This is a genomic window from uncultured Oscillibacter sp., from assembly GCF_910587525.1.
Classification (GTDB): Bacteria; Bacillota; Clostridia; order Oscillospirales; family Oscillospiraceae; genus Oscillibacter.
In genome coordinates, this window is record NZ_CAJULS010000100.1 from 1 (window position 1) to 8,618 (window position 8,618).

Consider the following 8,618-nt stretch of genomic DNA (forward strand, 5'->3'; position numbering starts at 1 on the left):
GGGAGATGGCCGCCGCCAACAAGTCCCTGGGCCGCTTCCACCTGGACGGCATCGCGCCGGCCCGCCGGGGCGTGCCCCAGATCGAGGTGACCTTCGACATCGACGCCAACGGCATCGTCAACGTCTCCGCCAAGGACCTGGGCACCGGCCAGGAGCAGCACATCACCATCACCTCCTCCTCCAACATGAGCAAGGACGACATCGAGAAGGCCGTGAAGGAGGCGGAGCAGTACGCCGCCCAGGACAAGAAGATGAAGGAAGAGGTTGAGACCCGCAACCAGGCGGACCAGATGGTCTACCAGAGTGAAAAGACCCTCTCCGAGATGGGCGACAAGATCCCCGCTGATGACAAGGGCAAGGTCCAGGCAGCCCTGGATAAGCTGAAAGAGACCCTCAAGGGCCAGGATACCGCCGCCATCAAGGCCGACACAGAGGCCCTGCAGCAGGCGTTCTACGCCGTCAGCGAGAAGCTCTACCAGCAGGCCAATCCCCAGGGCGCACAGCAGCCCGGCCCGGACGCCGGCGCCGCCCAGGAGGGACAGTACTACGACGCGGACTACAAGGTCGTGGACGAGGACGACCAGAACAAGTAACACCACCTTCTTCAATGGGACGGGGATCTTCCCCGCCCCATTGAACGGCGTGTACCAAAACCGCAGGGGCGCGCAACCCCCGTGCGGCATTGAGGTGTATATATGGCTGAGCAGAAACGTGATTATTACGAGGTCCTGGGCGTGTCCAAGGGAGCTTCTCAGGACGAGATTAAAAAGGCCTACCGGAAATTGGCCAAGGCCAACCACCCGGACCTGAACCCCGGCGACAAGGCCGCCGAGGCCCGGTTCAAGGAAGTCAACGAGGCCTACGAGGTCCTGTCCGACAGCGACAAGAAATCCCGGTACGACCAGTACGGCCATGCCGGGGTTGACCCCAACTTCGGGGCCGGCGGCGGGTTTGACGGCGGCTTTGACTTCGGCGATCTGGGGGATATCTTCGGCAGCTTCTTCGGCGGAGGCTTCGGCGGCGGACGGCGGAGCAATCCCAATGCCCCCCAGCGGGGGGAGAGCATCCGTCTGTCTCTGGCCGTCACCTTTGAGGAGGCAGCCTTCGGCTGCGAGAAGTCTGTCACCGTGGATCGTATGGAGCAGTGCGGCACCTGCCACGGCAATGGCTGCGCCGCCGGCGCCACGCCGGAGGTCTGCCCGGACTGCCACGGTACAGGCCAGGTCCAGGTCCGGCGGCAGACGCCCATGGGCGTGTTCGCCACCACCTCCCCCTGCTCCAAGTGCGGCGGCAAGGGTAAGATCATCCACCAGCCCTGCAAGGACTGCCACGGCTCCGGCGTGATCCGGCAGCGCCGGACCATCCAGGCCACCATCCCCGCCGGCATCGACCATGGGCAGACCATCTCCATCCGGGGCCAGGGCCACGCCGGCACCAACGGCGGCCCCGCCGGCGACCTGCTGATCACCATCACCGTCCGGCCTCACGAGCTGTTCCGCCGGGAGGGCACCAGCGTGCTGTGCGAGGCGCCCATCACCTTTGCCCAGGCGGTGCTGGGAGCGGAGCTGGAGATCCCCACCATTGACGGCAAAGTTAAATACGACCTGCCGGAGGGCACCCAGAGCGGCACCACCTTCCGCCTCAAGGGCAAGGGCATCCCCGCCATCAACGGCCGGGGCCGGGGCGACCAATACGTCACGGTATACATCGAGACGCCCCGGAACCTGAACAAGGAGCAGAAGGAAGCTCTGAAAAAGTTTGCCGAGAGCGTAGGGGACAACAACTACGAGGAGCGGAAAAAGTTCTTCAAGAAGTTCAAAAAGTGAGGCGAGGTCCATGTATCTGGCAGATTACCATATGCACTCCCGCATCTCCCCGGACGCCAAATACCCCATGACGGAGATGGCCGGGGCCGCTCTGCGGGCCGGGATGGACGAGGTGTGCTTCACCGACCATATGGAGCCCGTGGCCTGGAATGGCCGGGACCCCATTGAGTTCTATGACTGGGACGCCCTCTCCCGGGAGTTCCAGGCCGCCCGGGAGGCTCTGGGGGACCGCATCCGGCTGCGTCTTGGCATTGAGCTGGGGGAGGCCGTTCTGGACCTGCCCCGGACCGCCGAGCTGCTGAAGGGCGCCCCAGAGCTGGACTTCATCATCGGCTCCACCCACATTCTGTCGGAGCAGTTCGACTATGTGGACATGTATTTCTTCCACCCCAAGGACGAAGAGGAGGCCCTGCTGGGTATTGCCGACTATCTGGCGCTTGTAAGACGGGAGGCAGAGTGGGGCCAGTTCGACGTGCTGGGCCATCTGACCCTGCCCCTGCGGTATCTCAACGAGAACCAGGGGTTCCACCTGAGCTTTGACCCCTTCGAGGCGGAGGTGGAGGACATCCTGCGCACCGCGATCCGGAACGGCTGCGGCATCGAGCTGAATACCAACCGGGGCAATACCCCCCTGCCGGACGAGAAGTGGCTGCGGATGTACCGGGATCTGGGGGGCGAGATCATCACCCTGGGCACCGACGCCCACACGCCGGAGTTCGCCGGCTGCGCCATCCAGGCCCGGCAGGAGCTGCTGCGCCGGTGCGGGTTCACCAAATTCTGCACCTTTGAAAAACGGCAGCCCATTTGGCACGACCTGTGAGGGAAATGCCAGAAAGATATTGATTTTTTCCCGAAAGCAATATACAATAATGAGACACAACAGACAGGAGGATGTCACCATGAAAATCGCACTGGGCTGTGACCACGGCGGCTATGAACTGAAACAGTACATCATCCCGGTCCTGGAGAAGCTGGGCCACACCTGTGAGGACTTTGGCTGCACCTCTCTGGACAGCTGCGACTACCCCGACTTTGGTGCGGCGGCTGCCCGTGCCGTGGCGGAGGGCAAGTGCGACCGGGGTATTGTAATCTGCACCACCGGCATCGGCATCTCCATTGCCGCCAACAAGATCAAGGGCATCCGCTGCGCCCACTGCGCCGACTGCCTCCAGGCGGAAATGACCCGCCGCCACAACGACGCCAACATGATGGCCATCGGCGCCGGCTTTACCGGCAAAAACATGGCCGAACGTATGGTGGAGGTGTTCCTCTCCACGGAATTCGAGGGCGGACGCCACGCCCGCCGGGTGGATAAGATCATGGCCCTGGAGGGCTGATTTCCGCCCAATTCAACAATTTCGCGGAGAGGAGGGAGAGGCCATGGCCAAGGGATACCGCAACTACCGGGGCCGGACCTCCAAGGGAAAAATTGCCTTAGCCATACTCCTGGTATTCATCATTCTGGCGGCGCTGAGTGCGCTGGCCATGCAGCGCTACATTGCCTACGACGAAACCGGCGCCCCCTTCTTCCGTCTGCCGGAGCGGCCGGCGGCCCCGGCGCCGCCGGCGGAGGATATCCCGCCCGTCCAGGTGCCGGAGCCCGCGGACAGCCTGGAGGTCATCGTACCGGAACCGGAAACCCCGCCTGCTTTTCAGGTGTACTCCCTGACGGCCGCCCCGCTGACCCCGGCGGTCTGGGAGGCCGCCCGGGCGGAGATGGGCGACACCTTCGGCGGTGTGACCGTCACCTTGAAGGACGCCCGTGGCACCGTCTATTTTGCTTCCCAAACCGCCGCGAGTAAGGCGGTAAAGACCGTACAGGGCACCACGGAGGCCCTGGGCATGATTACCGGAGACGAGGAGCTGTATACCATCGCCCGCTTCTCCTGTCTGCCGGACGCCTTTGCCCCCTATATGAACAACACCCCCATGGGTTTGAAGACCACCGGCGGCAGGATGTTCCACGCCGCCGGCACCACCTGGCTGGACCCCGGCAGGCCGGCCGCCCGGGAGTACCTGTGCGGTCTGGCCCGGGAGATTGCGGAGCTGGGCTTTGACGAGATTTTGCTGACAGACACCGGCTATCCCATCCAGGGGAATCTGAATACCCTCAATTACGGTTCCAGCCCCATCGAGGAGAACCTGAGCCTCCTCTGGCAGGACCTCCTCCAGACGCTGGAACCATACGGCGTAAAGCTCTCCATGGAACTCCCCGAGAGTGTGATCTCCGACGGCCAGGAGGCCGTCTCCGGTCTGGTGCTGGCCCGGGCTGTCAGCTATGCGGACCGGGTGTACGCCGTGACAGAGCCGGGACAGGCCGGAATCCTCTCCAATCTGGTGCTTCAGGCGGAGGCTGTGGCCGAAAACCGGGTTCAGGACTTCCTGCCGGAGCTGACCGCGCCGGACTCCAGCTGGGACGGCCCCTTCCTGCTGCTGCCGGCGGCGGAATGAGCAAAATAGAGGACCGTGTCCTTTTGGGACACGGTCCTTTCTGTTACACCGGCTTTTCAAAGTAGAAGAAGGTCTCGTCCTCCCCGCTCCTGCGCATACAGGAGGAGAGCATCTTGAAGGAGGCCTCATTCTCTTTATAGCACTTGGCCACCACCCGGTTCAGGTGGACCTTGTACAGCCCCCAATTTGCCACGGCGGCAAAGGCCTCTGTGCCGTAGCCGTGGCCGTCATACTCCCTGCTGATGCGGCAGCCCAGCTCCGCGCCGCCCTGGTAGTCGAAGCGGTAGAGCACCGCCTCGCCGATGAGCTTCCCGTCCAGCCGGATAGCGAAGTTGGTGGCCAGGCCATTGGCAAAGTCCCGCCGGGCCACGTCGAAGAAGCTCCGCTCCTCTACCGCCCCCCCCAGACCGGTCACATCGTCATAGCCCCACCAGCGGTTCCGCTCCTGGTCCAGCACAAGGGCGTTGTAGGCGGGGATATCCGCCTCTTCCAGGGCGGAGAGGGTCAGCCGCTCCGTCCTCAGCTCCGGGATGGCCTTCACATGGCTCAGCAGCTCGTTCTGGGGCTCAAAGCGGTACTTGGGCGCCAGCTTGGCCGGGCCGTATTGCAGCTTGGAGGTACGGAGGCCCCGGTCCGCGGCGTCGTCCTCCCGGTCGATCCACTGGCAGTCCCCGCCGAAGGCGTTGGCAAAGGCCTGCACCAGGGCGGGATACACCCCGGTGTAGGAATAGAGCGCCTTTTCGATGTGGATAATGAGCGTATCCCCGCACCGCTCCGCCAGGGACAGGGCTATGAGCTTGTCCCCGTCGAACATGCCGCCGGCCAAAAAGAAGGACTTGCCCGCCATTTTCAGCATGTTCTTGGCCAGGGCCAGCTCATCCCGGGCCTTGGCGTTGTCCCCCTTGGGAAACTCCGCCTCATAGTCCTCCCAGAAGCGGCCGATCACCGAAGCGTCCGCCGCCGTCAAGGGGCGGAAGAAGGCGTCGGGCCACTGGGTGTGGAACTTCTTGATGTGGTTGCGCTGGCCGGAGTACCGCCGCCCGGTGAAGAACTGAAGGTCCTCCCGGTAGTACACATAGTCCCGCCAGGTGCGGATGTTGCTGACCCGCACGTAGGGGTACCGGGCCAGGAGCTTGGCCGCCCTGCACTCCGGCACCACGGAGATCACGGGGCACACCCCCGCCTCCAGGCAATAGGATTCGATGGCGGCCAGGGCGGCGTCCTCGTCCCCCTGGGGGCCGGGAACCGGGTAGTCAAAGGCGGTCTGCCCGTCGATGGTGTTGCGGATCACCAGACATCCGGCAATCTCCGCCCAGGCGGGGTGGAGGGTCTTGCGCCACATGAGCTTGGTACCCACGGAGTATTCGCACAAACCGTAGCTGCAGTTTTGATAATACCGCCGCAGCTTGGGCGCGTCCTGTTTTGTCACTGGTTTGAAATTCTGCATAAGTCACCTGTTCTCTCTGTAAGCTGTGCCGCCTCCGGCGGCGTACGGACCCGGCCGGGCGGTTGACAGCGTCTCTCGCCCATAGTAATATACGGATAGTTCTGCAAAGGGGGGCGTCTCTATGAAACGCGCGCTGATCGGCGGATTTTTTACCATCCTGGGAAGCCTCTGGTGCATGTTTATTCTCCTGCATATCCAGGACCGCATGGTCACCCGTCTGGCACACCCCGCCTGGCCGTGTCATCACGCCCCTGGGGGCGGCCCATATGGGGATCCCCTTCTTTCTGGCGGCCGCGTTGGCCGCAGCGGGTCTTGCGATCCTGATCCGGGAGTATTTCCGGAAGGAGAGCTGACCTCCGTTTCTCGCCAAAAAGGAGAAGGCTCTGCCTTCTCCTTTTTCGTCAGTTCATCTGCCTGCGGCGGGAGATATTCATGGTGCCGTCCTGGAGGGAGTTCAGGTCCGCCAGGCTTTTGCCCGTGCCCAGCGCCACGCAGCTGATGGCCTCCTCGGCGATGACGGCGTGAATGCCGGTGCGGGCGGTGACCAGCTTGTCAAAGCCGGAGACCAGGCTGCCGCCGCCGGTCATGACGATGCCGTTGGTGGAGATGTCCGCCACCAGCTCCGGCGGCGTCCGCTCCAGCACGGAGTGGATGGCCTCCATGATGCGCTCCACCGGCTCCTCGAAGGCGTCCATCATCTCCGTGGAGCTGACGGCCACCACCTTGGGCAGGCCCGTCAGCAGGCACCGGCCCTTCACGTCCATGACCTCCTCCTCGTCCTTGGGGAAGACGCAGCCAATCTGCTTCTTCATTTCCTCGGCGGTGCGCTCGCCCACCAGCAGGTTGTGCTTGCGGCGCATATACTTCACCACAGCCTCGTTGAGCTGGTCGCCGGCGATCTTGATGGAGGCGGACTCCACCACGCCGGAGAGGGAGATGACGGCGATGTCCGCCGTGCCGCCGCCGATGTCCACCACCATGTGGCCGTCGGGCTGGGTAATGTCGATGCCTGCGCCGATGGCGGCCGCCACAGGCTCCTCAATGAGGTAGACCTTCCGGGCGCCGGCCTGGATGCCCGCGTCCACCACAGCGCGCTCCTCAACCTCCGTAATGCCGGAGGGGATGCAGATCAGCACCCGGGGGCGGAAGAAGGACACGCCCGCCACCTTGTGAATAAACTCCCGGAGCATCCGCTCCGTCATGTCGTAGTCGGAGATCACGCCCTCCCGCAGGGGACGGATGGCCACGATGTTGCCGGGGGTGCGGCCCAGCATGGCCTGGGCCTCGGCGCCCACCTTCAGGAGCTTCCCCGTGTTCTTATCCAGCGCCACCACAGAGGGCTCGTTGAGAACAATGCCCTTGCCCTTGACATATACCAAAACCGAAGCGGTTCCCAGGTCGATACCAATATCTTTTCCCATGGATTTACCTCACCTCATGCTCTTTCTATCTTATTATAATACTAATTTCCAATTAAAATACGGTGTGCCGGATTTTAATTCCGCGGCTGCTGCCGTGGATGCCAAAATCCAGCCGGATTTTGGCGGGATTTGTATTGCACGGCCTCCCGGCGGCGCCCCGTCAGCGATGCTGACGCAATTAAAATCATATATGCTTTCAATTGGCGAATAGTATAAACGGTTTTCCGCAAACAATTACAATATGGATTCTATTATACTGGCAGTTTCTGTCGAATGCAACCCCATTCTTCTCCGAAATTGTAAACGTTTTTCCCAGTCCCTGGTGAAATCCCGCCCAAAAAACGGAAAAATGACAGTATGACCCTCTACTCCCCAAAGGGCGTCCGGGCCACAGCTGTGCACACCACTGCCGCCGCCCCGGCGGACAGCAGGACGCCTGCGCACTCGCACAGCGTGGCCCCCGTGGTGCAGATATCGTCCACCAACAGAATCCGGCGGTCCCGGATGTCCTCCGCCGCCCGGTAGACGCCCCTGACGTTTTCCCGGCGGCCCGCCTCGTCCGTCAATCCGGATTGGGCGGGGTTGTCCCGGATCTTGTCCAATAGCCGGACCGGCATGGTATCCCACCGGCGGCAGGCGCTCCTGGCCAGCAGCTCCGCCTGGTCGTATCCCCGCTGGCGCAGGCGCTTCCGGCTCACCGGCACCCAGGTCACCGTATCAAACTCCCCGGAGAGCCTCTCCGCGGCGCACTGGGCAATCAGCCCGCCCAAGGGCTCCGCCGCTCCGGCCGCGCCCTGGAACTTGAACCGCAGCAGTCCCTCCCGGACAACTCCCTCGTACCACAGCGGCGCGGCGCACCGCAGCGCACCGGGGAGCTCCCGGAGACTATCCGCTTCCTCCGTCCAGGGGAGGTCGGAAGCACATCCGGCGCAGACACCAGGACGGTCCATCACACGGCCGCAGAAGGGGCACTTAGGCGGAAAGAGCAGGTCCAGGACCCTCTCCAGCGCCCTCACGGCTGTCTCCGTTTCCTGGGGTATGGCATGGGATCATCCGCCAGGCCAACCAGGTAGTCCATGCTGACGTTGTAATACTCCGCCAGCTTGACCACGGCATCCAGGGGAAAACGGGTCGTTCCAATCTCATATTGGGAATAGGTGTTCTGACTGACATGGAGAATCGCCGCAACCTGCTCCTGGGTCAGCCCCCGGTCTGTGCGGATATCACGGATACGTCCGTATTTTAAGATTTCCGTTCTCATGCTTATCACCTAGGATGAGTATATGTATCTGGATTTCAGATATCCAATTTCATCGTGTTTCTAGATAACTCTGAGAGCTCGCCCTGACGGGCGGGGAGGGATACAGCCATGATGATGGCTGGTGCATATGCACGGCCCAAAAGAAAAAAGAGACGCTGGGGCCGAATTTGACCGCAGGGGTCAAATTCGCCCAAGATACGGGGGCTGGTCTG

General features: G+C 62.7%; 9 protein-coding genes. 5 read left to right on the top strand and 4 right to left on the bottom strand.

All coding sequences use genetic code 11. The annotated features are described in order from the left end of the window. The 5 genes from QZ326_RS09365 to QZ326_RS09385 form a co-directional block, all read left to right on the top strand. Positions 1 to 593: Hsp70 family protein (locus QZ326_RS09365; RefSeq protein ID WP_295744380.1), on the top strand; the 593-nt coding region annotated here is incomplete at its 5' end. A gap of 102 nt (positions 594 to 695) precedes the next feature. Beyond that, a complete protein-coding gene (gene dnaJ, locus QZ326_RS09370) occupies positions 696 to 1,826 on the top strand; it encodes a molecular chaperone DnaJ (RefSeq protein ID WP_295744382.1) in 1,131 nt (376 codons plus the stop codon). 10 nt (positions 1,827 to 1,836) lie between these two features. Beyond that, positions 1,837 to 2,646, top strand: coding sequence for a histidinol-phosphatase HisJ family protein (locus QZ326_RS09375; protein ID WP_295744384.1), 810 nt, complete (start codon positions 1,837 to 1,839; stop codon positions 2,644 to 2,646). A gap of 79 nt (positions 2,647 to 2,725) precedes the next feature. After that, positions 2,726 to 3,163 (top strand): ribose 5-phosphate isomerase B, encoded by a 438-nt coding sequence (gene rpiB / locus QZ326_RS09380; RefSeq protein ID WP_295744387.1) that lies wholly within the window; start codon positions 2,726 to 2,728, stop codon positions 3,161 to 3,163. Positions 3,164 to 3,206: 43 nt separating this feature from the next. After that, the gene (locus QZ326_RS09385; RefSeq protein ID WP_295744390.1) at positions 3,207 to 4,277 is read left to right on the top strand and encodes a putative glycoside hydrolase; all 1,071 of its coding nucleotides are present in this window, start codon (positions 3,207 to 3,209) and stop codon (positions 4,275 to 4,277) included. Positions 4,278 to 4,320: 43 nt separating this feature from the next. Here QZ326_RS09385 and QZ326_RS09390 read toward each other — a convergent pair whose 3' ends face one another. From QZ326_RS09390 to QZ326_RS09405, 4 genes are all read right to left on the bottom strand, one after another. After that, the gene (locus QZ326_RS09390) at positions 4,321 to 5,724 is read right to left on the bottom strand and encodes a GNAT family N-acetyltransferase (protein WP_295744393.1); all 1,404 of its coding nucleotides are present in this window, start codon (positions 5,722 to 5,724) and stop codon (positions 4,321 to 4,323) included. A gap of 401 nt (positions 5,725 to 6,125) precedes the next feature. Then, positions 6,126 to 7,145: a rod shape-determining protein gene (mreB, locus tag QZ326_RS09395; RefSeq protein WP_295744396.1), complete on the bottom strand. Its 1,020-nt coding sequence runs from the start codon at positions 7,143 to 7,145 to the stop codon at positions 6,126 to 6,128. Positions 7,146 to 7,510: 365 nt separating this feature from the next. Further along, positions 7,511 to 8,161, bottom strand: coding sequence for a ComF family protein (locus QZ326_RS09400; protein WP_295744398.1), 651 nt, complete (start codon positions 8,159 to 8,161; stop codon positions 7,511 to 7,513). Beyond that, a complete protein-coding gene (locus QZ326_RS09405; protein WP_295744401.1) occupies positions 8,158 to 8,406 on the bottom strand; it encodes a helix-turn-helix domain-containing protein in 249 nt (82 codons plus the stop codon). Before QZ326_RS09405 ends, QZ326_RS09400 begins: the two co-directional genes overlap by 4 nt. Between the last annotated feature and the right edge of the window lie 212 nt (positions 8,407 to 8,618).